Genomic DNA, 24789 nt, shown 5'->3' with positions numbered 1-24789 from the left:
CGAGAGGCAGCATGATGGAGACCGCTCTCGACGTGCACCACGCCCTCAGCGACGACGAGCTGCGCCGGCTGGACGCCTACTGGCGCGCCGCTAACTACCTCACCGTCGGGCAGATCTACCTGCTGGACAATCCGCTGCTGCGCGAGCCGCTGACCCCCGACGACATCAAACCCCGGCTGCTCGGGCACTGGGGCACCAGCCCCGGCCTCAACCTGATCTACGCCCACCTCAACCGGGTGATCGTGGCGCGCGACCTCAACGCCATGCTGGTCACCGGCCCCGGCCACGGTGGGCCGGCCATCGTGGCCAACACCTGGCTGGAGGGCACCTGGTCGGAGCGCTACCACGACGTGGGGCGCGACGAGGCCGGCATGTCCCGGCTCTTCCGCCAGTTCTCCTTCCCGGGCGGCATCCCCAGCCACGTCGCGGCGGACGTGCCGGGTTCGATCCACGAGGGCGGCGAGCTCGGGTACGCGTTGAGCCACGCCTACGGCGCCGCGTTCGACCACCCGGACCTGCTGGTGGCCTGCGTGATCGGCGACGGCGAGGCGGAGACCGGCCCGCTGGCCGGCAGTTGGCTCTCCGACGTGTTCCTCAACCCGGCGCGGGACGGCGCGGTGCTGCCCATCCTGCACCTCAACGGTTACAAGATCGCCAACCCGACGGTGCTGTCCCGGATCCCCGAGGACGACCTGCTCGACCTCCTGCGCGGATCCGGCTACCAGCCGTACGTGGTGGCCGGTGACGAGCCCGCCCGGGTGCATCGGGCCCTCGCCGCGACGCTGGACCGCGTGTTGGGCGAGATCGCCGAGATCCAGCGGCGGGCCCGCTCCGAGGGCGTCGTCGAACGCCCCCGCTGGCCGATGATCGTTCTGCGGACGCCGAAGGGCTGGACCGGCCCGCGTGAGGTCGACGGCACCCAGGTGGAGGGCACCTACCGCGCCCACCAGGTGCCGCTGTCGGGCGTACGCGACAACCCGGCGCACCGGGCCGAGCTGGAGCACTGGTTGCGCAGCTACCGCCCGGAGGAGCTGTTCGACGCGACCGGCGCGCCGGTGGAGGAGCTGCTGACGCTGCCGCCGCGCGGTGACCGGCGGATGAGCGCCAACCCGGTCACCAACGGCGGCGTGGTGCTGCGCGACCTGACCCTGCCGGACTTCCGCGACTACGGCGTGGAGGTCCCCGAACCGGGCACGCCCATCGCTGGCGCGACCGGGGTGCTCGGCCCGTGGATCCGCGACGTCATCAGCGCCAACCCGGAGACGTTCCGGCTGTTCGGCCCGGACGAGGTCGCGTCCAACCGGCTGGGCGCGGCGTTCGAGGTGACCGGCCGGGCCTGGGTGGCCGCCACCGTGCCCGGCGACGACCACCTCTCCCCCGACGGCCGGGTCATGGAGGTGCTCTCCGAGCACCTGTGCCAGGGCTGGCTGGAGGGCTACCTGCTGACCGGCCGGCACGGCGTGTTCACCAGCTACGAGGCGTTCATCCACATTGTCGACTCGATGCTCAACCAGCACGCCAAGTGGCTGAAGGTCACCCGGGCCATCCCCTGGCGGCAACCGATCGCGTCGCTCAACTATCTGCTCTCCAGCCACGTCTGGCGGCAGGACCACAACGGCTTCTCCCACCAGGACCCCGGCTTCATCGACCACGTCGTCAACAAGAAGGCCGAGGTGGTGCGGGTCTATCTGCCGCCGGACGCCAACACGTTGCTCGCCACCATGGACCACTGCCTGCGCAGCCGGCACTACATCAACGTGGTGGTGGCCGGCAAGCAGGCCGCCCCGAACTGGTTGACGATGACCGAGGCGATCCAGCACACCCGGCGTGGCCTGGGCATCTGGGAGTGGGCCAGCAACGACGGCGACACCGAACCGGACGTGGTGCTCGCCTGCTGCGGAGACGTGCCCACCCTGGAGACGTTGGCCGCCGCCGAGCTGCTGCGCGAGAACCTGCCGACACTGAAGGTGCGCCTGGTCAACGTGGTCGACCTGATGCGACTCCAGCCGGACACCGAGCATCCACACGGCCTGACCGACAACGAGTTCGACACCATCTTCACCCAGCACCGACCGATCATCTTCGCGTACCACGGTTATCCCTGGCTGATCCACCGCCTCACCTACCGCCGCACGAACCACGAGAACCTGCACGTGCGTGGTTACAAGGAGGAGGGCACCACCACCACTCCGTTCGACATGGTGATGCTCAACGACCTGGACCGCTTCCACCTGGTCATCGACGTCATCGACCGGGTGCCCGGGCTGGCCGCCGGCGCCGCGCACCTGCGCCAACGGATGGTCGACGCCCGGCAGGCGGCCCGCGACTACACCCGGCAGTACGGGGAGGACGACCCCCAGGTCGCCGAGTGGCGCTGGGTCCGCGAAACCGACCCGACCACCCCCTGAAGGAGGACGACGTGCGCGACGCGGAGATCCTGGTCGGCTACGACGGCTCCACCGATGCCTCGGTGGCCCTGAACTGGGCGATCGACGAGGCACGGCACACTGGCCAGCCGGTGCGGCTGGCGTACGTCTTCGAATGGCTGACGGTGGCCAGTTGGGTCGGCCCGGGCGTGGCCCCCGGCGTCTGGCCGGACGACACCGCCCGCCGGCAGGTCGACGACCTGGTCCGCGGGGCCGCGGCGGACGCCACGGCGGCGAACCCCGGGTTGACCATCACCGGCGAGGTGTACGACGGGCCGCCCGCGCTGGTGTTGCAGGAACGCTCGGCGGAGGCCGGGATGCTGGTGCTCGGCAGCCGGGGTCACGGCGGGTTCGGCGGCCTGCTGGCCGGGTCGACGGCGGTCTCCGTCGCCGCGCACGCCCACTGCCCGGTCGTGGTGGTCCGGGACGGGGCCGACAGAGCCCTGGCCGGCCCGGTGGCGGTCGGTGTGGACGGCTCGGACGCGTCACTGGTGGCGCTCGGTTTCGCGGCCGAACGGGCCGCGCAGCGGCAGGTGCCCCTGCGTGTGCTGCACGCCTGGACACCGGGCCCCGGCGGGGCGGCCGGGGTGCCGGACGAGCGGGCCGCCGTGGAGCAGGCGCTGGAGCCGTGGCGACGCACGTTCGCCGAGCTGACCATCGCCGTCGACCTGGTTCCGGCCAGCCCGGCGGCGATGCTGATCGAGGCGAGCCGGGACGCGCGGCTGGTGGTGGTCGGCAGCCGCGGCCGGGGTGGACTGGCCGGGATGCTGCTCGGCTCGGTCAGCCAACAGCTCATCCAGCACGCCGCCTGCCCGGTGGCGGTGGTCCGCGAACGCTGACCGTGTCGCGGACCGCGAGAGGCGGTCAGGCAGCGAGCACCGTGGCCTCCAGCGTCGGGTCCAGCCCGATCGAGCCGCGGTGCGGTCGCCCGGCGCGCGGCGGAACCGCACCGACCTCGCGCAGCCACCGCCAGGTGTCGGCGACCGTCTCGGCCACCGGCCGGCAGATCAACCCGGCAGCGAGGGCCCGGGTCACGTCCCGTTCCAACAACCCCCGGGACGGGTGGCCACGCGGCAGCCAGATCGGCAGGTCGCTCCATGGCTGCACCCCGGCGGCGAGGATCGACGCCGGGTCGGTCCACCGCAACCGGGCGTCCGAGCCGGTGACGGCCACGCACGCGTCGAGCAGCTCGCCCATCGTGGTCTGGGTGGGACGGCCGACCGCGTTGACCGTGCCGCCCACCCGCCGGGCGCCCGCGTCGAGCATCCACCCCGCCAGGTCGCGGACGTCGACGTACTGCACCGGCAGGTCGGCCGGGGCGGGAGCCAGCACGTCCCCGCCCCGCTCGACGCGCCGTAGCCACCAGGGCAGCCGACCGATGTCCTCGCCCGGGCCCAGGATCAGGCCGGCCCGGGCGACCAGCGCACGCCGACCGAACACCTCCCGCACGGCGCGCTCGGCACCGGCCTTGAGCTGCGGGTAGTCGCCGTCGACGGCGCCCGGGTCGGCGTCCACCACCGGGGAGTCCTCGTGCAACCCCGCTGCGGCATGGTCGGCGTAGACCGACCCGCTGGACACGTACACGTAGTGACCGACCGTGTCGACCAGGGCGCGCGCGGCGTCGCCGGCGGCCCGCGGCGCACCGTCCCAGGTGTCCACAACGACGTCCCACTCGCCGCCCGCCAGAGCGGCCAGGCCGTCCGGCGCGGTGCGGTCACCCCGCAACCGGTGTACGCCGGACGGCACCGTGCCGTGCAGCCCTCGGTTGAACACCGTCACCGACCAGCCGCGGCGCACCGCCTCGGCGACCGTCGCCCCGCCCACGAAGCCCGTACCACCCAGCACCAGCAGTCTCATGCGCTCCACCCTGCTGGCACCGGCCGGCGACGGGCGCCCCCGTTCGCCGGCAGCGGATCTGCCCGTGGCAGAACCGGACGGCGGCGCCGCCGTTCACCTGGTGCCGGTCGCCGACCCGGCCAGCGCGCTCCTGCGGCGCAGCAGCGCCGCACGCGCCCGACGGGCGGCCCGCAGGTTCAGGGCCGCCACCGCGCCGAGCAGGAGCACGACGCCCAGCAGCGCCGGCTCCAGTTCGTGGCGCAGCAGGCTGATGATCAGCGCGCCGACGCTGAATGCCAGCCAGGCCCCGACGCCGAGCCAACCGGCGACCACCCGATCCCGGGCGAACAGCGGAGTCCGTCGGGTCACGGCCCAACCACCGAAGACCGCCCAGCCCAAGCCGATCGCCACCAGGACGGCGAAGGCCACGTTGGTGCGCGTCGGCAACCCGGGCTCGGTGGCCCAGAGCAGGCCGATCAGGGCGCTGGCGGTGAGACCGGTGAAGGCCAGGGCCAGGTAGCCGACCCGCCTGCGCAGCGACAACGGCGCGTCCAGTCGCGCCAGCACCTCTTCCGGAGTCATGCCTCGTACCCCTTCCGCACCAGCTCGTGACGTAACAACCTGCGGGCCCGGTTGAGCCGCGACTTGACAGTGCCGACGGGTACGCCGCAGATCAGCGCGCACGCGTCCAGCGGCTGGTCCTCCAGGTAGAACAGCAGAAGCACCTCCCGTTCCCGGGCGGGGAGCGCCGCCAGCGCCCCGGCCAGCGTCTCCCGGTCGACGACTTCCTGCGCCTCGTCGCCGCCGGGCAGGTCATCGACCGGTTCGGGCTCCGGGCGGGCGTACGCCTCCCGCAGCCGGTTCATCACCGCCCGGCGGGCGATGATGAACAGCCACGGGGTGAACCGGTCCGGCTGCCGCAACGTCGGCAGCCCCTTGACCACCGCCAACCAGATCTCCTGCACCACATCGTCGTCGGACCCACCGAGCATCCGCCCGACGTACCGTTCGACCGCCGGATGCCAGCCCTGCACCAGCTCGGCGAACGCCTCCCGTTCGCCCAACTGGCAGCGGACCACCAGCAACTCATCGCTCATCGGCCCTCCTTCGCCTGTTCAGTCGGCGTGAAAGCCCGGCAGGTTCACGACCCGCCACAGCGAAAAACCGGCGTCGGCGGGTGGGGGGTCGCGACGGTAGACCCCCGCCCAGAATGCAGGAAAGCCACCCCGGGCATGGTCAACGAAGCCGCCGATTGCGAAACTGCTTCAATCTTCCTCAGCACAACCCGGACGGAGCAGGGAATGTCCAGCACCCCGCTGTCCCTGCCGCAGCCCTCCGCGCGGGCGCCCGAGTTCGGCCGCGACGCGCTCATCGTCTGCGAGAACCTGGTGCGGATCTACCAGACCAGTTCGATCGAGGTGCAGGCACTGCAGGGCCTCGATCTGGCCGTGGAGAGCGGTGAGCTGGTCGCGGTCGTCGGTGCCTCCGGCTCGGGCAAGTCGACTCTGCTCTCCATCCTGGCCGGCATCGACGCCCCCACCGCCGGGCGGGTCCGGGTCGAGGCGTGGAACCTGCTGGCGATGTCCCGCGCCGACCGGGTGGACTACCGACGGCACACCGTCGGGTTCGTACGGCAGCAGACGGCCAGCAACCTGATCCCCTACCTGACCGCGCGGGAGATGGTGGACCTGCCGATGACGGCGGCCCGTACCCCGAAGCGGGAACGCCGCGAGCGCGCCGGCGAGCTGCTGGACAGCCTCGGTGTCGCCGACTGCGCCGATCGCCGCCCCGGGCAACTCTCCGGAGGGCAGCAGATGCGGGTCGCGATCGCGGTGGCGCTGGCCAATCAGCCACGGGTCCTGCTGGCCGACGAGCCGACCGGCGAGCTGGACGCCGCCACGTCGGCCGAGGTCTTCGCTGTGCTGCGCGACGTCAACCAGCGTTACGGCGTCACCGTCGTCGTGGTCACCCACGACCCGGAGGTCAGCGGTCAGGTCGAACGGACCGTCGCGATCCGGGACGGGCGCACCAGCAGTGAGGTGCTGCGCCGCACCACCACCGACGCGGAGGGCGACACGCACATGATCGCCGAGGAGTACGCCGTGATGGACCGGGCCGGGCGGGTCCAGGTGCCCCGGGAGTTCCGCCAGGCGCTGGCGCTGACCCGGCGGGTACGGCTGGCCCTGGAACCCGACCACATCACGATCCGCCCCGACTCGGGAAGCGGCGAATGAGGAGCGAGCCGCTGCTGAACGTGCGCGGCGTACACCGGCGCTTCCCGGCCGGGCCGACCGTCGTACACGCCCTGCGCGGCGTGTCGTTCGACGTGGCCGCCGGTTCGATGGTGGCGCTGGTCGGCCGGTCCGGCTCGGGCAAGACCACCCTGCTCAACGTCATCGGTGGCCTGGACCGCCCGGACGCCGGCACCGTGCACGTCGACGGCACCGACGTCACAGCGCTCGACGAGGACGGCCTGTCCCGGCTGCGACGCAAGAAGCTGTCGTACGTCTTCCAGAGCTTCGGGTTGATCCCGGTGCTGTCGGCAGCGGAGAACGTGGCTGCCCCGCTGCGGATGGCCCGCGTCGCCCCGACCGAGCGCGAGCGGCGCGTCGAACTGCTGCTGGATCTGGTCGGCCTGGCCGACCACGCCCACCAGCGGCCGGCCGAGTTGTCCGGCGGCCAGCAGCAGCGGGTGGCGATCGCCCGCGCGCTGGCCGCCTCGCCCCGACTGCTGCTCGCCGACGAGCCCACCGGGCAACTGGACGCCGAGACCGGCCTGTCGGTGATGGCGCTGCTGCGCGGGATCGTGGAATCCGAGGGCGTCACCGTGCTGGTGTCGACGCACGACGCGGTGATGATGGCCCTGGCCGACCGGGTGATCCGCATCCACGACGGGCACCTCGACGAACAGGCAGCCGGGCAGCCGTACGTACCCGCGCCGGACGTACGGTGACGCGACGATGAGGTTGGTCAGCCGGCGCGCCCGCGCGCAGTGGCCGTTGCTGGCAGCCCTCCTCGGGGTCGTCACGATCGGCGCGACCCTGCTGGGCACCTGCACCCTGCTCGTCACCCGCACCGCCGAGCGGGCGCTGGAGGTCGCCATGGCCCGCGCCGCTCCCGCCGACGTCGACGTGACCGTCTACACCGGCACCGTCGAGGGCCGCGACACCCAGTCCGTCGACGCCGACACCCGTACCGTCGTGACGTCCACGCTCGCACCGATCCCGGTGACGACAACCGCGCGGGCGTCGACGGTGCTGCGGGCGCTGCCGCCCACGCTCGCCACGGGCACCACCGTCCCACCGCAGGCCTACCTGTCGGGGCTGGACGACCTGCCGACCCGCGCCGAACTGGTAACCGGGCGCTGGCCACAGCACCCGGGCGACGCGGTGCTGCTGGAGTCCACCGCGCACCTGCTCGGCCTCACCCCGGGTCGCCGGGTACGCCTCGGCGCCGAACTGGCCCACGCGCCCGTCCCGGCCATCGACGTGACAGTCGTCGGTGTGGTGCGCCCCCTCGCGGGACGCGGCTGGGACCGGGACCCGCTGGCCGCGGCCGGCTCCGCCATGGGCTACCGGGACGGCCGATTCATGCAGCCGGTCAACGCCTACGGCCCGTTCCTCGTCGACCTCGCCGACCTGGTCACCACCGGCGCCACAGTCGACCGGATGGAGGTCACCGCCCATCCGGACCTGTCCCACAACAGCCGCAGCGACCTGGAGACCGTGGCCGGGGCCGTCGACAACGCCGACCGCCGGCTGGCCGGCACCCTCGGCGAGCGCGTCCAGCTCGCACGGGTCGCCTCCAACCTGCCGCTGACCCTGCGGGCCGCCGACGACCAACGGCACGTCACCGCCGCCGTCGTACTCGCCGTCGCCGTCCTCGGCGGTGTCCTGGCCGCGACAGCACTCGTCCTCGCGGGCCGGCTGACCGCGGGCATCCGCGCCGACGAGACCACCCTGCGGGCCGCCCTGGGCGCCAGCCGTCGCCAACTCGCCGTCACCGCGACAGTCGAGGCCGGGCTCGTCGCCGCCGTCGCCGTCGGGCTCGCGATACCTGCCTCGTCGGCCCTGCACTCCGCTCTGACGCACCTGCCACCGCTGGACGGCGCCGGCCTGACCGTCCGGCCAGCCGTCGCCGGTGTCCAGGTCCTCGCGGTCGTCGGTGGCGCGCTGGTGCTCGCCGCCGTGCTCACCGTCCTGGCGATCCGACCCGTCCCGGCGGCCGGCGAGCGGCGCACCCGCCGCGAACTGCTGGCCCGATCCGGCGCCGACCTGCTGCTCGCGGTCTTCGCCGCCGTCGGGTGGTGGCAGCTGTACGCGCAGCCCACCACCGCCAGCCCGCGCGCCGACGCGGTCCGGGTGCTCGCGCCGGCACTGCTGCTCACCGCAGGTGCCGCCCTGGCCCTCCGGGTGGTACTCCCCGCCCTGCGCGGTGCCGACCGGCTGGCGTACCGCGCCCGCGGGCTGGCGCTTCCGCTGGCGGTCTCCGAGGCTGCCCGCCGGCCACAAGCCGTCGCCGCCGGGCTGCTCGTCGGGCTGGCCTGCGCGGCCGGAACCTTCGGCCTCGCCTTCGACAGCACGTGGCACCAGTCGCAACGCGACCAGGCCGCGCTCTCCGTGGGCACCGACCTGGCACTCACCCTCAGCACGGCGCCGGTGGCCGGAGACGGCGCCGTCGTCAGCGCGGCCACCACGGGAGCGGTGAGTCCGGCCCTCGACCGTGGCACCACGGTCGGTCAATGGCTCGGCACCGCCGGCGACGCGCCGCGTCTGGTCGCCGTCGACACCACCCGCGCCGACGCGCTGCTGCGCGGGCGGCTCGACAGCGAACGCGGATGGGCGGACGTCGGCACCGCGCTGGCACCACCCACCCGGGTCACCGGCCTCGCCGTCCCGGCCGGCGCCCCGCTCGTACTGAGCGGAACCGCCTCCGGCGGCACCCCGCTCACCGTGACGCCCACACTGCTGCTGCAGGACACCACCGGCCTGCGCACGACCTGCACCGGTCCCGCCGTACCACTCGACGGTCGGGAGGTTCGGCTGCCCGACTGCGCGTCGGCCGACGGACTGCGGCTCGTCGCGGTCGCCCTGCCGATCGCCGCCGACCCGGTCGGCGGACGCGTCGCCGTGGCCGTCACGCTCACCGTGCCGCCCGCCGGCTCGGCGGAGAGGTCCTCCGACGGGTCGGACTGGACCGCCACGTCCGCGCCGCCGGTCCCGGGCAGGTTGGTCGACCCGACGGTCATGATGTCCGCCACGCCGACGGGAACCGCGCTGCGGATGGCCACGACAGTCGACCTCGCCGGCGCCGACGACGCCGCCCGGACCCTCGTCGCCACCGCCTTCCCGGACCCCGGCCCGGTGCCCGTCGCCGTCTCCGACCACTTCGCCAGCGAGGTCGGCGCCGATCGCGGCAGCACACTCAGCGTCACGGTCGGCATCACGCCCGTCCCGGTCGTCGTCACCGAGGTCATCCCGACCGTACCGTCCGCCCCCGGCGCCGCCGCCGTGCTGGCCGACCTGGACACACTGTCCCGCGCACGCGTCGTCACCGGCGACCTGACGTTCCCGGTCGACGCCTGGTGGGTCGGCCACCCGGCCGAGCCCGGTGCCGCCGAGCGGGCCACCGCCCTGCACCTGGGCACCGTCACGACCCGCGACGCGGAGACCGCCCGTCTCACCGACGGCCCGCTGAGCGCCGGGCTGCCGGCAGCTCTCCGGCTCATCGTCCCGGCCGCCGCACTGCTGCTGCTCGCCGGCGTCGTCCTGCACGTCACCTGTGATCTGCGGGTCCGCGCCGTCGAGGTGGCGCGGCTGCGCGGCCTGGGGATGTCCCGACGCGACACCCGGGCCGTGCTGCTCGGCCAACACGCCGGTGTACTGCTGCCCCTGCTCGCGGCGGGCACGGCCGTCGGCGCGCTCGCCACCCACGTCGTCGCTCCCCTGCTGGTGCGCTCCGACACCGGCGCCGCGCCCGTCCCGGTCGCCCAACCGCACTGGCCGTGGCCGGCCGAGAGCGCCCTGCTCGCCGTCCTGCTGGCCGGATGTGTGCTGGCAGTCGCCATCGTGGTCACCGTCCAGGTCCGCCGGGCCGATGCCGCGCACCTGCGGGTGGCACCGTGAACCGGTGGTTGACCCGGCGGTGGCCGACGCCGCACTGGCCCAGCGTCCGTGGCCGTGGCCGTAGCGGCGTCGGGCCGCTGCTGCTCACCGCCGCCGTGATCGCGACGGTCGCGCTGCTCGCCGGGGCCGTGCCGCCGCTGCTCCGCGCCGCCGCCGACGACGCCGTCCGGGACACGGTCCGCGACGCCGGCACCGACTCGAACGTCCTGGCACACGCCGACTGGGAACGCGACGACGGACCGACCGGTGGTCGGGTGAGGATGCCCAACCTCGCCGAGGCGGTCGACGCCTTCCTCGCCCGAACGACATCCGCGCTCGGGCCGGACCTGGACGCCGCGCTGCTGCCGCCCGTCACCATCGTCAACGGCCCGATCCTCAGCATCACCGACGGCAACGCGCCGCGTACCTTCCAGTTCACCTACCTGGCCGGTGACCTCGGCGGCCCGGACGTCACCTGGATCGCCGGCAGCCCGCCCGGTCCCACCGTCTCCGACCGGTACGTCGAGGTCCCCTACGACGGACCCCCCTGGCCGGTGCAGATCGGCCTCTCCGAGGCGGACGCCGCCGCACTCGACCTCGGCCCCGGCGATCGGATCCCGGTCAAGGACGGCGAGGGTCGCGACAAGGACGTCCGGGTCAGCGGGATCTACCGACCCGCGGACAGCGCCGACCCGGCCTGGCGACTCGCCCCGGCACTGCTGCGTCCCGTACCCGGCGCGGACGGCGTCGGGACCACCCGGTTCAACGGCCTGTTGTCGCGCGAGTCGTTACCGGACGCCCGGCTCGCCGTCGACGAGGACCAACTGCGACGCACCGTCCACTTCGCACCCGGTCCCGACGCGCTCACCTCGGACTCCACGACGGCGCTCGCCAGCCAGGTGGTCAAGCTCAAGGCGACCTCCGGCGCGTCGAGCGACCGCGACCAGTCCCTGAAGTGGGAATCGCAGCTCGACGCCGTCCTGCGCGACGCCCGTACCCGTAACAACGCCGCTGCGGCGCAGGCCGCCGTCCTGCTCGCCGGGGTACTCACCGCCGCGGTGCTGGTCCTGCTGCTCGCCGCCGACCTGCTGGTCCGCCGCCGCGCCCCGGTGCTGAGCATCGCCCGGCAGCGTGGGGCGGCGCTCCCCGACCTCGGCGCGGAACTGGTCATCGAGTCCGCGGTGGTGTCCCTGTCGGCCGCCGCCGTCGGGCTCGCGCTCGCGCGCGCTGCCGCTGGAGACGTCGCCTGGACCTGGGCCGTTCCCGTGGTCCTGGCCGGCGTGGTCGCCGGGCCGGCGTTCGGCACCCTCGCCGCCGCCCGCGCCAGCCGTGACCGACGCCAACCCGCCAACCCCGCCGCTCGGCGTTGGATCCGGGCCACCGGCCAGCTGCGCCGCGCCGCCGTGGAGGGTGCTGTCCTGATCGCCGCGGTCGCCGCCTTCGTCACACTGCACCAGCGTGGGCTCCTACCCGTCGCCGCCGACGGCGACACCGGTGAACTGACCGGCGACCTCATCCTGCCGGTCAGCGCCCTCGCCCTGGGCGCGCTCGTCGGCGCGCTCGTCCTGCTCCGGCTACTGCCACTCGGGGCGCGGTTCGCGCTCCGACAGGCCCTGCGCTCACGCCGCCCCCTGGCCGTGTTCAGTGCCTCCCAGGCGACCACGACGGCCGGACGCGCGCTGCCCCTGCTGGTGCTGGTCAGCACCACGGCGCTCGCGTCGTTCGCGCTCATCCTCGGCGCCACCGTCACCCGGGGCCTGACCGACGGGGCGTGGAGCACCGTCGGCGCCGACGCCCGCCTCGACGTCGGCGCGGACGCCGCGACCGCCACGCCCGCACTCGCCCAGCGCATCGCCGCCGCACCCGGGGTGGAACAGGTCGTCGTCGGGCAGGTGACCGACTCGGCGCGCGTCTTCACCGAATCGACACTGCTCACCCCGCGCCTGGTCATCGTGGACGCCACCGCGTTCCAGCGCCTGCTGGCCACCACCGCGCTGCCCGACGCGCCGGCGCTGGCCCGGCTCACGGCCCCCGGCCCGAGCCCCGGGGAGGTCCCGGCACTGGTCGGCTCGAAATCCGGCGATCTGCGCACCGGCTCGCGGCTGCAACTCCCCCGCGACGACGCCCCGGCGATCCGTCTCGCCGCCGTCGGCACCGCTCCCTCCGTCGGCGGCGTCGACGACGTCGTCATCGTGGACGCCACGGCCCTTGCCCGCGCCGGGCTGCCCGCCGTCGCGAACACCGTCTGGGTGACCGGGCCCGGCGCGGGACGGGCCGTGTCGAACACCGGAGTCGCCTCCGACGTCGTACTGCGTACGGACGTCCTGCGGGCGCAGCGGGTGGCTCCGCTGACGGCCGGGCTGGTACGGCTGGCGTGGACAGCTGCCGCGGTGCTGCTGGCGCTGGGGTTGCTCGGCCTCACGCTGGCCGCCGCCGCCGGTGCGTCGCAGCGGTGGCAGACCCTCACCCGGCTGCGGACCCTTGGTCTGCGGCCACGCGACGTCCGCTGGGTCGCCGCCGGGGAGTTGCTCCCGCCGGTCGTGGTCACCGCGGTGTGCGGCCCGCTGCTCGGGGCCCTGCTCGCACGCCTGACGCTGGGCCCGCTCGACCTGCGGCTGCTCACCGGCCAGGCCGCCGACCCGGCGGCGGCCCGACCGTGGTGGCTGCTGGGCCTGCTGAGCGTGGCGCTGCTGGCGGCGGCGGCCACCGTCGTACCCGTCGAGTCGGCGCTGCGGCGACGTGACCGGCTGAGCGAGGTACTCCGCGCCGGCGAATGACCGCTGGTCACCCATGAAGAAAAGGCCCGTCGCCGGAATCCGGCAACGGGCCTTCTGATCGCTCTGTGTGGATGGTGGGCGATACTGGGTTTGAACCAGTGACCTCTTCCGTGTCAAGGAAGCGCGCTCCCACTGCGCCAATCGCCCGTGGCGGCCCCGTGGGGCACATCGCGAGCGGACGACGGGATTCGAACCCGCGACCCTCACCTTGGCAAGGTGATGCGCTACCAGCTGCGCTACGTCCGCACGTCCCCGGCGAGCGCCGGCGACAGGTGAACTCTACCCGATGCCAAGATCGCTTGGAACGGCACCCTGGGCGGTCGCGGTTGCGCTGGTCCCGCCCGGGGTACTGATGGGCACGACAGCGCACCACACCCCCTAAGGAGGCTGTCGTGGGTATCGGCACCAGCATCTTCCTGATCGCGCTCGGCGCGATCCTCACCTTCGCACTGGACGCGAGCGTCGGCGGCATCAACCTCGACGTGGTCGGCTGGATCCTGATGGGCGCCGGCGTGCTCGGCCTGATCATGACCACGCTGATCTGGGGTCGTCGCCGCCAGGTCGTCACCACGACCGAGCAGCCGGTGGAGTACCAGCGGGTCGAGGAGCGGCGGGACATCGCGCCGCCGCTGTGACCCGGCCACTTCACCGCTGGACGAGCCGCCAGACCACAGCGGATCCGGGCCGGCCACCTCGCTGAAGGCGGCCGGCCCGTCCGTGAACGCGATCGGTGGCAGCGCAGGACGGGACACGAGGCAACAGAGATGCCGGCCGCCGCCGGTGATGTCCTCGCCAACACCGCCTAGTCGATCATGGAATGGTGCTGCGTGAGTACCTACTCACGACAAGACAAAGCAGGCACCACAACGCCATGATCGACGGGCCCGCCGCCCTCGCCCGCGATCTTGCACTTTCTGTGCCGACACAAGTTGCATTTCACCCTCTATCGACAGCCGAAACTGCAAGATCGGCGCTGGCCAAGGGGGTTGCCGCCCTCGCGCTACGATCCAGATCATGAAGCCCCTCGACACGGTGCTGGCCGCGCACCGGGCGTACCTGCTCGGTTGGAACATCGGCGTCGCCGGGGGGCCGGGTCACCCGACCTACCGCAGCGATGTGCCGCACGCACCCCTCAACGGCGTGCTGCGGGTGGTCGGGCGCACGCCGCAGGACGCGCTCAGCGAGGCCCGGACGCGCCTGCACGGCGTACCCCGGATCTGGTGGGTCGGCCCGGAAAGCGACGCCGGCACCGCGGACGGCCTGGTCTCCCTCGGCGCGGCGCAGGTCGCCCGGATGCCGATCATGACCGTGGGGATCGGGGCGGTGCCGGAGGTGCCGACTCCGGCCGGCGTGCGGATCGCCGAAACCGCCGACCTCGCCACATTCGTTCCCGCCTATGCCCGGGTGTCCGGGATTCCGGCGGACGGTGTGGCGGCAACGATCGAACGGGAGAAGGCATTCACCGGCGAGGGCACAGTGCTGCGGCTCGCCGGTCACCTCGATGACGGCCGGATCGTCGCGACGGCGGTCGCCTGGATCAGCCACGGTCTGGTCACCCTCTACTTCGTCGGCACCCAGCCGGCGCAGCGCCGCAGAGGCATCGGCGCGGCCATGACCAGAGCCGCCCTCACCCTGGCCGCCGAACGGGGCGCCCGCACCGCCGCCCTCACCTCGACGGCCGTCGCTGAGTCGGTCTACCGCAGCCTCGGCTTCCGGCCGGTGGGCGAGTTCCGCCTGCTGACCTTCTGAACCGGCCCGCACCGCCCGCCCGCCGCCCGCCGCCCGACGGCCGCCCGCCCGCCCGACGGCCGCCCGCCCGACGGCCGCCCGCCGCCCGACGGCCGCCGCCCGCCCGCTCGCCGCTCGCAGCCCGCCGCCCGCCCGCGCCGCTCGCCGCCAAGATCGTGCTGGATCCTGGATGTAGTGGCCTCATCGACGGCGCGATACCACTACATCCAGGATCGGGCGCGACCTTGGCGCGGTGCCGGCCGCCCGGCGATGGTTGCCGGCGAAACCATTGACTACAGCGGCCAGACAGCGTTGTCTTTCCTGTGGCACCTGGGGAAGGGGAACGATGGTCGACGATTTGTCCCTCGTATTCTGTGTGAGCGCTGACGTGTCGGTACGCGAGCGGATGGTGCGGCGGCTCGACGGGCTCGGCACTCTGGTCATCTGCACCGACCTCACCGAGCTTCAGGCGATGATCGGCCCGCCGATGGTCAACGGGCCGGCCTCACTCCTCAGCCCCGCCCCGCCCGGTGCCGACAACGCATCAGCCCCCGCCCGCGAAGCCGCAGCCCGCGAAGCCGCAGCGCCCGAAGCCGCAGCCCGCGAGGCCGCCGCCGAAGCCGCTCCCGCAGTGAGGGCCGCCGCAGCACCGGGGGCCGCCGCCGCGCCCGTCCCTGCGGTGATCTCGGGACGGATCAGCCTGCATGACCTTGAGATCTACCCGCACGACCACCTGGTGACGTGGCGCGGAGAGAGGCTGAGCTTGACCCGACTCGAGCGCAACCTGCTCACTCAACTCGCCACCGCACCGGTCGGAGTCTGGACGTACCAGCAGCTCTTCGAATCGGTCTGGGGCTGCGCGTTCCTCGGCGACACGTCGAGCCTGCACTCGGCCGTGAAGCGGTTACGTCGCAAACTGCACGCCGTCGACGATGCCCTGCGCGTGCACACCGTACGAGGCGTCGGCTACCGGCTCAGCGTCGACTGATGACGTGGCACCGCAAGCGAAACGGCTCGCCACCGGTCTTCCGGTGACGAGCCGTTCTCCTTTGGTGGGCGATACTGGGTTTGAACCAGTGACCTCTTCCGTGTCAAGGAAGCGCGCTCCCACTGCGCCAATCGCCCGTGCTTGTTGCCGAGGTGGGGACGGGATTTGAACCCGCGTACACGGCTTTGCAGGCCGTTGCCTCGCCTCTCGGCCACCCCACCGAGGTTGCCCCCGTCATGCGTGGCGGCAGCTCCGAGCGGACGACGGGATTCGAACCCGCGACCCTCACCTTGGCAAGGTGATGCGCTACCAGCTGCGCTACGTCCGCACGCCCCCGGACGTTCCCGGGTGACGGATGAGAACTTTAGCCGAGTAGGTGTTTGACTGCCAACTCGGGGTCGCCTCGGCGCGTCCCGGCTGGTTGGGGCTGGAGCGGGATCACTCCCGGCCGGCTTCCTAGGTGGCTGGCCTGGTTCCTGAATCCAGCACTGACGGTCACGCTCCGACACTCCTCGGCAATGATCGTCATCATCGCGTCGCATACCTGACCATCGACGTCTCGACGACCCGGCACCGGGCAGCGGACCTCGGTGAACACTCTCCATGGAACGACTGACGACACCCGAAAGAAGTGTCCGGCTTCCGACTGCCACGGTGCGGATCGGCGCGCGGTGGTAACTGTTCGTGTTCAGTCGGATGGGCTACGGTAACGGTCGTGACGAGACGTGCGGCCGAGATCCGCCTGGATGCCCTGCTGCGCACCGCCTGCGACGTTATCGTGGAGCGCGGTCTGGCCAACACCCGGACGGCTGACGTGGCGAATGCCGCGGGCGTGAGTCAGGCGTTGGTCTTTTACCACTTCGCCACCAAGGAACGGCTGCTCGCGCAGGCCTTCGCGTACGCGGTCGAGCAGGATCTGGCCCGGCTCGACGCGGTGACCCGCTCCTCGGCCGCACCGCTGGCCAAGCTCCGCCGGATCCTCAAGCTCTACACTCCGGCCGGTCGGGCGACCTCCTGGTCCATGTGGATCGACGGCTGGTCCGAGTCGCTGCGCACCCCGGAGTTGGAGAAGGTCTCCCGGCGGCTCGACCTGCGCTGGCGACAGGACCTGGCCGCGGTGATCACCGCCGGGGTGGCCGACGGCACCTTCCAGTGCGCCGACGCCGACGGGGCCGCGTGGCGGATCAGCGCGGTGATGGACGGCCTCGCCGTCCAACTCGCCGTGCACGACCGGGTGATCTCCCGCCGTCAGTTCGGCGAGTGGGTCCGGCTGGTCACCGCCCGAGAGCTCGGCCTGGACCCGGCCGACCTCGACTGAGCTGGGCCAACCAGCACCGAGCCGGGCAAAACGGACTCAGTCCGCCCCGTCGAGCGGAACAATCGGCGGCATGGACCTCTTGGAGGCGTACCGCCGGAGCCTGGCCGAATTCATCGACCGGGTGGATCAGATCGAGCCCGGCCAGTGGTCCGACCCGACACCCTGCTCGGACTGGGACCTCCGCACGCTCGTCAACCACGTGGTGACCGAGGACCGGTGGAGCGTTCCGCTGCTCGCCGGCCGGACCATCGACGAGGTCGGCGACCGGCTCGACGGCGACCAACTCGGCGCCGACCCGATCGCGACGGCTCGGGAGGCCGCCGCGCAGGCCGAGATCGCCGCCACCCACCCCGGCGCGCTCGATCGCACCGTGCACCTCTCCGGCGGCGACACTCCGGCCACCGAATACCTGCGGCAACTCCTCGCCGAGCACCTCGTGCACGGCTGGGACGTGGCGGTGGCGATCGGGGCGGCAGCCACGGTTCGACCCGGACGCGGTGCACGCCGCCGCCCAGTGGTTCGCCGGCGAGATCGACGCCTACCGGCGCAACAACCTGGTCCACACCGGCGTACAGGTGCCCGACGACGCCGACGAGCAGGACCACCTGCTGGCCGCGTTCGGCCGCGACCCCGACTGGGCGCCGAGCGCCTGAGCGAATCTCGATCCACTGGCGCGACAGCGGCGCCGGACCTTGCCGTGACCTCGGGAGACTGATATCCACAGATGCGCATGCGTCACCGCGCATCTGTGGTCGGCGGCTCGCCGACCATCCCGCTCCCACGAGGAGGTCCCGTGCCACAACCGGAGTGGTCACCCCCGATGAGCCGGCGTCGACGCCGGCTCATCGCCATCCTGGCGACGACGGCGACGGTCGCCGCGCTGCTCCCCACCGGCATGAGCACCGCCGCCCCCACCGGCGGCGCGACATCCACCGAGCGCCGGTCCGGACCGTTCGCCGAGGGGCACACCCCCGCCGACGCCGACTACCGCGCCGGTACGGCGGCACCCGACGCCCGCCAACGCGGCCTGGCCCGCGCCGCCGACCCCGACGTCCGGTGGAACCGGCTCGGCACCCCACAGGCGCTCGGACCCGGCCGCACCCCGCTGGCCAGCGGGCTGCCCGCCGACCCGGAGGACGCCGCCCGCGCCTACCTGGCCGCCAACCAGGACCTGTTCGGCATGGACGCCGCCACGGTGGCCAACATGGAACGGGTGCTGGTCCGACCGATCGGCAGCGGCACCGTGGTCACCCTGCGGCAACGCTTCGGCGATCTGCCCGCCGGGCCGGACGGCCTCGTCACCCTCGCGGTCGCCGACGGCGCGGTGCTCTCGGTCAGCTCCTCGCTGGCCCGCGACACCGGCACGCCGGCACCCGCCACCCGCACCGCGGAGCAGGCGTACGCCGCCGCGCTCGCCGACGCCAAGCTGACCGCCGACGCGGTGGCCAGCCACACCGTCCGGTCGGTGGCCGTGCCCACCCCGCTGGACGGGCCACGGGCCGGCTACGAGGTGACCATGATCGGCGCGGACACCGGGCACCCCGCCGCGTTCACCAGCTACGTGGACGGCAGCACCGGGCAGGTGCTGGTCCGCGAGGACCTCGTCGACTTCGACTCCGACAACCCGAGCTGGGCGGTCTTCCCGGCCACCCCGCCTCGCGACCTCGGCCCCGGGCAGGACCCCCGGGTGCGCTGGTGCGGCGACCCGGCCCCCGGCTGCCAGGCCGCCTTCCGCGACCCGGCCACCGGCCAACCGTGGGACGTCGACGCGGCCACCGGCACGCCGACCTTCACCTCGCGCGGCAACTCAGCCAACACGGTGCTGTCCTGGGGTGCGAGCACCCCGGTCGTGCCGGCCCCCACCAGCCCGGAACGCCGCTACGAGTACCCCTTCACCGACCAGTGGCACCAGGCCCGGTGCAACCCGGGGGTGTTCACCTCCGCGCAGCGCAACGACGCGGACGCGTCGATCGCCAACCTCTTCGCCATGCACAACCGGATGCACGACTGGTCGTACCAGTTGGGTTTCACCGAGTCGGCGTGGAACCTCCAGGCGGTCAACCTCACCCCGTCCGGCCTGGGCGGTGACGCCGAGCAGGGCCGCGCCCAGCAGGGCGCGCTGACCGGCAACCGGAACAACGCCAACCAGGGCACCCCGCGCGACGGGTTGCCGCCGACCACCAACATGTACCTCTGGCAGCCGCAGGCCGGCGGGCCGTACCCGCCGTGTGTGGACGGCGACTACGACATGACGGTGATCGGTCACGAGTACACCCACGCGATCACCAACCGGATGATCGCCGGCCCGGACAGCGGGATCAGCGGTCACCAGGGCGGGGCGATGGGTGAGTCCTGGGGCGACCTGCTCGCCGCCGAGTACCTCTTCCAGCACGGGCTGCGCGCGCCCGGCGAGACGCCCTTCATCACCGGCGGCTACGTCACCGGCAACCTGGTCAGCGGCATCCGAAACTACGACCTGAGCCGCAGCCCGCTCAACTACTCCGACATCGGCTACAACACCGCCGGCCCGGCCGTGCACGCCGACGGGGAGATCTGGGGCGCGACCAACTTCCGGGTCCGCTCCGCCCTGGTGAAGCGGTACGGCCTCGGCACCCCGCAACGGCAGCTCGACTGCGCGCTGGGCACGGTCGCCGCAGATCAGTGCCCGGGCAACCGGCGCTGGTCGCAGCTGGTCTTCGACTCGTTCCTGCTCCAGGCCGCCAGCCAGGTCAGCATGCTCGACATGCGCGACAACATGCTCACCGCCGACCTGCTCCGCTTCGGCGGCGCTAACCAGGACCTCATCTGGACCGAGTTCGCCCGCTCCGGAATGGGCCGGGACGCCGCCACGAACGGTGCCGGTGACACCGACCCGACGCCGAGTTTCGCCTCGCCGCGCGGTGGCAACGCGACGCTCACCCTGCGCCCGCGCGGAGACAGCGCCGAAGCGCCGATCCGGGTGTACGTGGGGGCGTACGAGGCGCGGGCCGTGCCGGTGGCCGACACGGACCCGGCGACGCCGATCCCGGACACCGTGGAGATGGTGGCCGGCACGTACGACCTGCTCGCCGTGGCCCCCGGCTTCGGGCACCAGCGGCTCAGCGTGGTCGCCAGAGCCGGTCAGGACGGGTACGTCGACCTGCGGATGAGCCGCAACCTCGCCTCCACCGCGTCCGGCGCCACCGTCACCGGCGATGGGGTCAACCTGGACCGGGTCGTCGACGACACCGAGGCGACGAACTGGGCGTCCCTGGACGGGGTCGCCGGCCGGCAGCTCACGGTGGCGCTGGCGGGTGACGCCCCGCAGACGGTCAAGCGGGTCAACGTCAGCGCGATGCTGCGCCCGGCGATCACCGGCGACGCCGACACCGGCGCGCAGAACGCGCTCAGTGCGCTGCGCTCGTTCGCGGTGTCCGCCTGCAACGCGACGACCACCGACTGCGCGGATCCGGCGCGTTGGCAGCGCATCTACACCAGCGCGGGGGACGCGTTCCCCGGCGGGGCGTACCGGGCGTACAGCCGCGACATCAACCTCCGGACGTTCGCGGTGCCCACCACCCTCGCCACCCACCTGCGTCTCGAGGTGCTGGCGAGCCAGTGCACCGGCGGCCCGAACTACGCGGGCGAGCAGGACGACGACCCGGCCACGACGACGGACTGCGCGACCGCCAGCCCGGCCCGGAGCCAGGTCCGGATCGCCGAGTTCCAGGCGTTCTCGAAGTGACACGGTGGGGCCGGCGGATGCCCGCCGGCCCCACAACCCCCGATCAGCGAGCGCTACCGCCGGACGGCTCCCGTCGCGGACCCTGATCAGCGGTGTGCTCGGCTCCACGGGTCGGCGACGGCCGGGCGCTCCCAGCGCCGGTCCACCAGGGGATCGTCGCCCCCGTCGGCGTCGGCGGGCGCGGCCCGGGTCAGCTGCCGCAGCCGCAGCAGCAGCCCCACCCCGAGGAAGAGCAGCAGCCCGCCGAGGAGGAACGCGGCCTGCACCACGCCGAACGCGCCGGACTGCGAGACCGGGCGGTTGGCCGCCGGCGGCGCGGCGTCGGCCGGGTACTCCTCGACCGCCTCCTCCGTCGCCGCGCTCTCGTCCTCGGTCGGCGCGCTGGCCGATTCGGTGGGCTTCGGCGGGGTCTTCGTCGGCTGCGGGGTGCTGCTCGGCGCGCCGCCGACTCCCACCACCGAGCGGGTGGCGGTCTGCCGGGCCAGCAGGCGCAGGTTGGCGTCGTACGCCTCGGCGGCGAGGGTGACCCGCCCCTGGGTGACGTCCTCGGCGAAGGCCACCCGGTAGCGGGCCGTGACGGTGCGACCCGGGCAGAGCGTGCCCGGATCGAGTTGCCGGTCGGTCAGCCGGGCGGTGTCACCCTCGGTGCGGATCTGCAGCGGAAAGTCGCCGGTCTCCTCCACCCGGTCCATCTTCACCTGGTCGAGCCGCAGGCCGCCCTGCACGCTGAGCACCATCGACCAGCGCACCTTCGCGCACCTGGCGCGCCGGTCCGTCTGGGTGACCACTGCGGAGATCGTCCGCACCTGCTCACCGGCGGTGAACCGTCCCGGCAGGCCGCTCATCTCGGTGGTGAAGGCCGCCTGTGCCGGGGCGGCCACCGCTAGCTCCACCCCACTCAGACAGGCCAGCACCACCCCTGCCCTCAGCGCATACCGCCACACCGTCACCACCGCCGTCCTCCGTTCGGTCGCCTCCACCTCGCAACGCTAGAAGCGTCCGACGGCACCAACCAGACGGGTGTGTTCGCACCGGACGGCAAGGACGGGGTGGGTTTTCACCGACCGTGGTGAACCGGTCACCACTCCCCCGCGACACGCCGGGAGTCGGGCCGCTGGGACAATCACGCCGTGTCCGAGCTCTCCAGCACGTTCGTCCGGCTGCACGCCCGGCTGGCCCCGGTCCCCTTCGTACCTGAGGTGCGGCTGCACCAGGCGGACGAGCCGATCGGCCTGTGGGAGCTGACCGAGGGCGAGTTCTCCAGCGACCGGCCGCCGCCGTTCTGGGCGTTCGCCTGGGCCGGCGGGCAGGCCCTCGCCCGTTATGTCACCGACCACCCGGAGCTGGTCGCCGGCCGGCGGGTGCTCGACCTCGCCTCCGGCTCCGGCCTGGTGGCCATCGCCGCGGCCCGCGCCGGCGCGGCGTCCGTGCGGGCCGTCGAGGTGGACGAGTTGGCGGTGGCGGCGGTCGCCCTCAACGCCGAGGCCAACGGGGTACGCGTCGACGCCGAGTTCGGCGACATCCTCGACGGCGACGCCGGGGACGCCGAGGTGGTGCTCGCCGGAGACGTCTTCTACAGCGAGGCGATGGCCCGCCGGGTCCTGCGTTTCCTGCTGCGCGCCACCCGGGCCGGCGCGCCGGCGCTCGTCGGTGACCCCGGCCGGGCGTTCCTGCCCCGGGACCGCTTCGACGAGGTGGCCGGATACGACGTGCCGGTGCCGGAGGCGTTGGAGAGTGTGCGGGTGAAGCGCACCACCGTTTGGCGGCTGCGCGCCGGGCTGCCGGGGGCCTCCGGCTAGCGTGTCCGGGTGCTGTTCCGCAGCTGGGCGCAGGTGGCCGACCCCGCTTGGCCGGACGTGGCCCGGGTGCCGGACCACGTCGGCGGCACCCATCTGGTCGTGACCCGGCACGCGCTGGTCCGCGAGGTCCTCGCCGACCCGGCCACCTACCGACCGGACAACGCGCTGGACGCGGTGACTCCGATGCCGGTGACCGCGCTGCGGGTGCTCGCCGGGCACCGGTTCCGGCTGCCGCCGACCCTGGCGAACAACTCGGGCGCCAGCCATCCGCAGATCCGGGCCATCGTCGCTCAGGCGTTGCACCCGGCCCGGGTGGCCGCGCAACGGCCCTGGCTCACCGCGCTGGTCCGGGACCGGGTCGCCCGCATCGGTGCGGCGCTCGACGCCGGCGCGGCTGTCGACCTGTACGCGGATCTCGCCGCCGACCTGCCGCTGCTGGTGCTGGCCCGGCTGGTCGAGTTGCCGGACGCGCCGGTCGGCGCGGTCAAGGATTTCGCCCGCGCCGCGCTGGAGTTGTTCTGGGCACCACTGGACCCCGACCGGCAGCTGGCGCTCGCCACCGAGGTGGGCCGGTTCCACAGCGTGCTGCGGGACTTCGCGGCCGTCGGTGGCGGTCTGGCCGCCGAGCTCCGGGCGGCCGGGCACCCGCCGGACGTGGTGGTCGGCGCGCTCTTCTTCCTGTTGGTCGCCGGGCAGGAGACCACCTCGCAGTTCCTCACCCTGCTCCTGCACCGGCTGGCCGATGAGCCGGCCGTCCGGGCCGGCCTGCGCAGCGGCGAGGTCGCGGTGGCCGACGTGGTGGAGGAGGGGTTGCGGCTGGAACCACCGATCGTCACCTGGCGGCGGGTGGCGGTGACGGAGAGCACGCTGGGCGGCACGCGGGTGCCGGCGGGCAGCAGCCTCGTGCTGTGGCTGGGCCGCGCCGGTCGGGACCCGGCGGTCGTTCAGTCGCCTGACGAGTTCCGTCCGGGCCAGCGTGGATCGCGGCGGCACCTGGCGTTCGGGGCGGGCGCGCACCGCTGCGTCGGGGATGTGCTGGCCCGGTTGGAGGCGGCCGTGGTGGTGGCCGAGGCCGCGCCGCTGCTGGACGGGGTGACAGTGCTCCGTCCGCCCTGGTGCCCGGACAATCTCACCTTCCGGATGCCGGACGCGTTCGTGGTCCGCCGCCGCGCCGGGGACACCGGGCTGACCGGATCCTGACATCCGCTCGGTATGTTTCCGGGCGTGTCAGCCACCTCCACCCGTCGGATCCCTGCCGTCGTAACGCTTCTGGCCCTGCTGGCGTTGACTGCCTGCACAGTCGGTCCGAGCTATCCGGCGCACGCCCGGCAGGTCGCCGCGGCAAAGCCGACGCCGTCCGTCTCGGCGGCGACCCCCTCGACCTCGCCGTCCCCGAGCGCGAAGCCCGCGTTCAAGAGCCTGGCCTGGTACGTGTCGCAGGTGCCGACGTTCCCCGAGGCGCCACTGCCGCAACCGGTACCGCTGCCCACCACCGGTTCGGCCGCGTTCTGGCATCGCCTGCCGACCGACCAGAAGGTCGCCTTCATCACCATCGACGACGGTGGGCTGGCCCGCCCGCCGGGAGTGATCGACTTCATCTGGGAGGCGCGTATCCCGGTGACGATGTTCCTCAACTCGCCGGCGGCGGCGGAGCACACCGACTACTTCCGGCAGATCGAGGCGGTGGGCGGGGTCGTGGAGAACCACACCATCCACCACAACTCGCTGGCGGGCCGGTCCTACGACTACCAGAAGCAGGAGATCTGCGGCGCCGCCGACGAGTTAAAGGAGCTGTTCGGCAAGCGGCCCACCCTGTTCCGGCCACCGTTCGGTGAACATGACAGCACCACACTGAAGGCCGCGCACGACTGCGGCGCGAAGGCCGTCTTCCACTGGACCGAGACCGTCCACGAGGGAAAGGTGCGCTACCAGACCCCGGAGAAGGTGGTCCAGCCCGGCGACGTGCTGCTGATGCACTTCCGGCCGGCGCTGATGGACGACCTGCTCGCGGCGTTGAAGGCGATCCACCGCGCCGGGCTCACGCCGGCCCTGCTGGAGCAGTACGTACGGTGATCATCCCGCCACCAAC

General features: G+C 73.2%; 19 protein-coding genes and 5 tRNA genes. 15 read left to right on the top strand and 9 right to left on the bottom strand.

The annotated features are described in order from the left end of the window. Window positions 1-14: 14 nt before the first annotated feature. Together AB0877_RS06720 and AB0877_RS06715 are read left to right on the top strand one after the other, a co-directional pair. Entirely contained in the window at window positions 15-2408 is a 2394-nt protein-coding gene (locus AB0877_RS06720; protein WP_366607321.1) for a phosphoketolase family protein, read from the top strand. Between the two features lie 11 nt (window positions 2409-2419). Then, window positions 2420-3265 carry a universal stress protein gene (locus AB0877_RS06715; protein WP_366607319.1) on the top strand — a complete coding sequence of 282 codons (846 nt, stop codon included), beginning with the start codon at window positions 2420-2422 and terminating at the stop codon, window positions 3263-3265. A gap of 25 nt (window positions 3266-3290) precedes the next feature. Here AB0877_RS06715 and AB0877_RS06710 read toward each other — a convergent pair whose 3' ends face one another. From AB0877_RS06710 to AB0877_RS06700, 3 genes are all read right to left on the bottom strand, one after another. Continuing rightward, complete coding sequence (locus AB0877_RS06710; protein WP_366607317.1) at window positions 3291-4283, bottom strand: NAD-dependent epimerase/dehydratase family protein; 993 nt, start codon at window positions 4281-4283, stop codon at window positions 3291-3293. A gap of 93 nt (window positions 4284-4376) precedes the next feature. Further along, complete coding sequence (locus AB0877_RS06705; protein WP_366607316.1) at window positions 4377-4844, bottom strand: hypothetical protein; 468 nt, start codon at window positions 4842-4844, stop codon at window positions 4377-4379. Continuing rightward, window positions 4841-5359, bottom strand: a complete 519-nt coding sequence (locus tag AB0877_RS06700) for an RNA polymerase sigma factor (RefSeq protein ID WP_366607314.1) — start codon at window positions 5357-5359, stop codon at window positions 4841-4843. The genes AB0877_RS06705 and AB0877_RS06700 overlap by 4 nt, the downstream gene beginning before the upstream one ends. 204 nt (window positions 5360-5563) lie before the next feature. Between AB0877_RS06700 and AB0877_RS06695 the strand changes: the two genes are divergently transcribed. Genes AB0877_RS06695 through AB0877_RS06680 form a run of 4 tightly spaced genes read left to right on the top strand, consistent with a single transcriptional unit; the run spans window position 5564 to window position 13143 of the window. Then, entirely contained in the window at window positions 5564-6496 is a 933-nt protein-coding gene (locus AB0877_RS06695) for an ABC transporter ATP-binding protein (RefSeq protein ID WP_366607313.1), read from the top strand. Beyond that, complete coding sequence (locus AB0877_RS06690; RefSeq protein ID WP_366607311.1) at window positions 6493-7215, top strand: ABC transporter ATP-binding protein; 723 nt, start codon at window positions 6493-6495, stop codon at window positions 7213-7215. Before AB0877_RS06695 ends, AB0877_RS06690 begins: the two co-directional genes overlap by 4 nt. 7 nt (window positions 7216-7222) lie before the next feature. Further along, window positions 7223-10387 carry an ABC transporter permease gene (locus AB0877_RS06685; RefSeq protein ID WP_366607309.1) on the top strand — a complete coding sequence of 1055 codons (3165 nt, stop codon included), beginning with the start codon at window positions 7223-7225 and terminating at the stop codon, window positions 10385-10387. After that, complete coding sequence (locus AB0877_RS06680; RefSeq protein WP_366607307.1) at window positions 10384-13143, top strand: FtsX-like permease family protein; 2760 nt, start codon at window positions 10384-10386, stop codon at window positions 13141-13143. The genes AB0877_RS06685 and AB0877_RS06680 overlap by 4 nt, the downstream gene beginning before the upstream one ends. A 72-nt stretch (window positions 13144-13215) precedes the next feature. Here the strand turns inward: AB0877_RS06680 and AB0877_RS06675 are convergent. Continuing rightward, a tRNA-Val gene (locus tag AB0877_RS06675) sits at window positions 13216-13290 on the bottom strand. Between the two features lie 26 nt (window positions 13291-13316). After that, a tRNA-Gly gene (locus AB0877_RS06670) sits at window positions 13317-13389 on the bottom strand. A 146-nt stretch (window positions 13390-13535) separates the two neighbouring features. Here AB0877_RS06670 and AB0877_RS06665 point away from each other — a divergent pair. The 3 genes from AB0877_RS06665 (at window position 13536) to AB0877_RS06655 (ending at window position 15859) form a co-directional block, all read left to right on the top strand. Next, on the top strand, window positions 13536-13778 hold the full coding sequence (locus AB0877_RS06665; RefSeq protein WP_124819826.1) for a DUF6458 family protein: 243 nt from the start codon (window positions 13536-13538) through the stop codon (window positions 13776-13778). Between the two features lie 379 nt (window positions 13779-14157). After that, window positions 14158-14892: a GNAT family N-acetyltransferase gene (locus AB0877_RS06660; RefSeq protein WP_366607305.1), complete on the top strand. Its 735-nt coding sequence runs from the start codon at window positions 14158-14160 to the stop codon at window positions 14890-14892. Window positions 14893-15247: 355 nt separating this feature from the next. Further along, window positions 15248-15859 (top strand): winged helix-turn-helix domain-containing protein, encoded by a 612-nt coding sequence (locus tag AB0877_RS06655; protein ID WP_366607303.1) that lies wholly within the window; start codon window positions 15248-15250, stop codon window positions 15857-15859. A gap of 62 nt (window positions 15860-15921) precedes the next feature. Here the strand turns inward: AB0877_RS06655 and AB0877_RS06650 are convergent. The 3 genes from AB0877_RS06650 to AB0877_RS06640 form a co-directional block, all read right to left on the bottom strand. After that, window positions 15922-15996: transfer RNA gene (locus AB0877_RS06650), tRNA-Val, on the bottom strand. A 13-nt stretch (window positions 15997-16009) separates the two neighbouring features. Then, window positions 16010-16080, bottom strand: a tRNA-Cys gene (locus AB0877_RS06645). A 34-nt stretch (window positions 16081-16114) separates the two neighbouring features. After that, window positions 16115-16187: transfer RNA gene (locus AB0877_RS06640), tRNA-Gly, on the bottom strand. Window positions 16188-16574: 387 nt separating this feature from the next. On the opposite strand from AB0877_RS06640, the gene AB0877_RS06635 reads away from it, so the two are divergent. The 3 genes from AB0877_RS06635 (at window position 16575) to AB0877_RS06625 (ending at window position 20901) form a co-directional block, all read left to right on the top strand. Continuing rightward, on the top strand, window positions 16575-17177 hold the full coding sequence (locus tag AB0877_RS06635; RefSeq protein WP_366607301.1) for a TetR/AcrR family transcriptional regulator: 603 nt from the start codon (window positions 16575-16577) through the stop codon (window positions 17175-17177). 70 nt (window positions 17178-17247) lie between these two features. Further along, window positions 17248-17892, top strand: a complete 645-nt coding sequence (locus AB0877_RS06630) for a TIGR03086 family metal-binding protein (protein WP_366607299.1) — start codon at window positions 17248-17250, stop codon at window positions 17890-17892. Window positions 17893-17970: 78 nt separating this feature from the next. Further along, the gene (locus AB0877_RS06625; protein ID WP_366607297.1) at window positions 17971-20901 is read left to right on the top strand and encodes a M36 family metallopeptidase; all 2931 of its coding nucleotides are present in this window, start codon (window positions 17971-17973) and stop codon (window positions 20899-20901) included. Window positions 20902-20987: 86 nt separating this feature from the next. On the opposite strand, the gene AB0877_RS06620 is transcribed toward AB0877_RS06625, so the two are convergent. After that, a complete protein-coding gene (locus tag AB0877_RS06620) occupies window positions 20988-21881 on the bottom strand; it encodes a hypothetical protein (RefSeq protein ID WP_366607295.1) in 894 nt (297 codons plus the stop codon). A gap of 150 nt (window positions 21882-22031) precedes the next feature. On the opposite strand from AB0877_RS06620, the gene AB0877_RS06615 reads away from it, so the two are divergent. The 3 genes from AB0877_RS06615 to AB0877_RS06605 are packed head-to-tail and all read left to right on the top strand — an operon-like array spanning window position 22032 to window position 24773. Then, complete coding sequence (locus AB0877_RS06615) at window positions 22032-22700, top strand: 50S ribosomal protein L11 methyltransferase (protein WP_366607293.1); 669 nt, start codon at window positions 22032-22034, stop codon at window positions 22698-22700. A gap of 9 nt (window positions 22701-22709) precedes the next feature. After that, window positions 22710-23900: a cytochrome P450 gene (locus AB0877_RS06610; protein WP_366607291.1), complete on the top strand. Its 1191-nt coding sequence runs from the start codon at window positions 22710-22712 to the stop codon at window positions 23898-23900. Between the two features lie 24 nt (window positions 23901-23924). Next, window positions 23925-24773, top strand: coding sequence for a polysaccharide deacetylase family protein (locus tag AB0877_RS06605; protein WP_366607289.1), 849 nt, complete (start codon window positions 23925-23927; stop codon window positions 24771-24773). The last annotated feature ends 16 nt before the right edge of the window (window positions 24774-24789 follow it).

It is taken from the genome of Micromonospora sp. NPDC047644, from assembly GCF_040704315.1.
Taxonomy (GTDB): Bacteria; Actinomycetota; Actinomycetes; order Mycobacteriales; family Micromonosporaceae; genus Micromonospora.
Note: the sequence above shows the minus strand (reverse complement) of the source record. Positions and strands in the feature narration are given on the sequence as shown.

What these genes read in the sequence shown, in the direction of transcription:
- AB0877_RS06720 (WP_366607321.1), top strand. Translation starts at nt 15, where the DNA reads ATGGAGACCGCTCTCGACGTGCACCACGCCCTCAGCGACGACGAGCTG.
- AB0877_RS06710 (WP_366607317.1), bottom strand. Translation starts at nt 4,283, where the DNA reads ATGAGACTGCTGGTGCTGGGTGGTACGGGCTTCGTGGGCGGGGCGACG.
- AB0877_RS06705 (WP_366607316.1), bottom strand. Translation starts at nt 4,844, where the DNA reads ATGACTCCGGAAGAGGTGCTGGCGCGACTGGACGCGCCGTTGTCGCTG.
- AB0877_RS06700 (WP_366607314.1), bottom strand. Translation starts at nt 5,359, where the DNA reads ATGAGCGATGAGTTGCTGGTGGTCCGCTGCCAGTTGGGCGAACGGGAG.
- AB0877_RS06695 (WP_366607313.1), top strand. Translation starts at nt 5,564, where the DNA reads ATGTCCAGCACCCCGCTGTCCCTGCCGCAGCCCTCCGCGCGGGCGCCC.
- AB0877_RS06690 (WP_366607311.1), top strand. Translation starts at nt 6,493, where the DNA reads ATGAGGAGCGAGCCGCTGCTGAACGTGCGCGGCGTACACCGGCGCTTC.
- AB0877_RS06685 (WP_366607309.1), top strand. Translation starts at nt 7,223, where the DNA reads ATGAGGTTGGTCAGCCGGCGCGCCCGCGCGCAGTGGCCGTTGCTGGCA.
- AB0877_RS06660 (WP_366607305.1), top strand. Translation starts at nt 14,158, where the DNA reads ATGAAGCCCCTCGACACGGTGCTGGCCGCGCACCGGGCGTACCTGCTC.
- AB0877_RS06630 (WP_366607299.1), top strand. Translation starts at nt 17,248, where the DNA reads ATGGACCTCTTGGAGGCGTACCGCCGGAGCCTGGCCGAATTCATCGAC.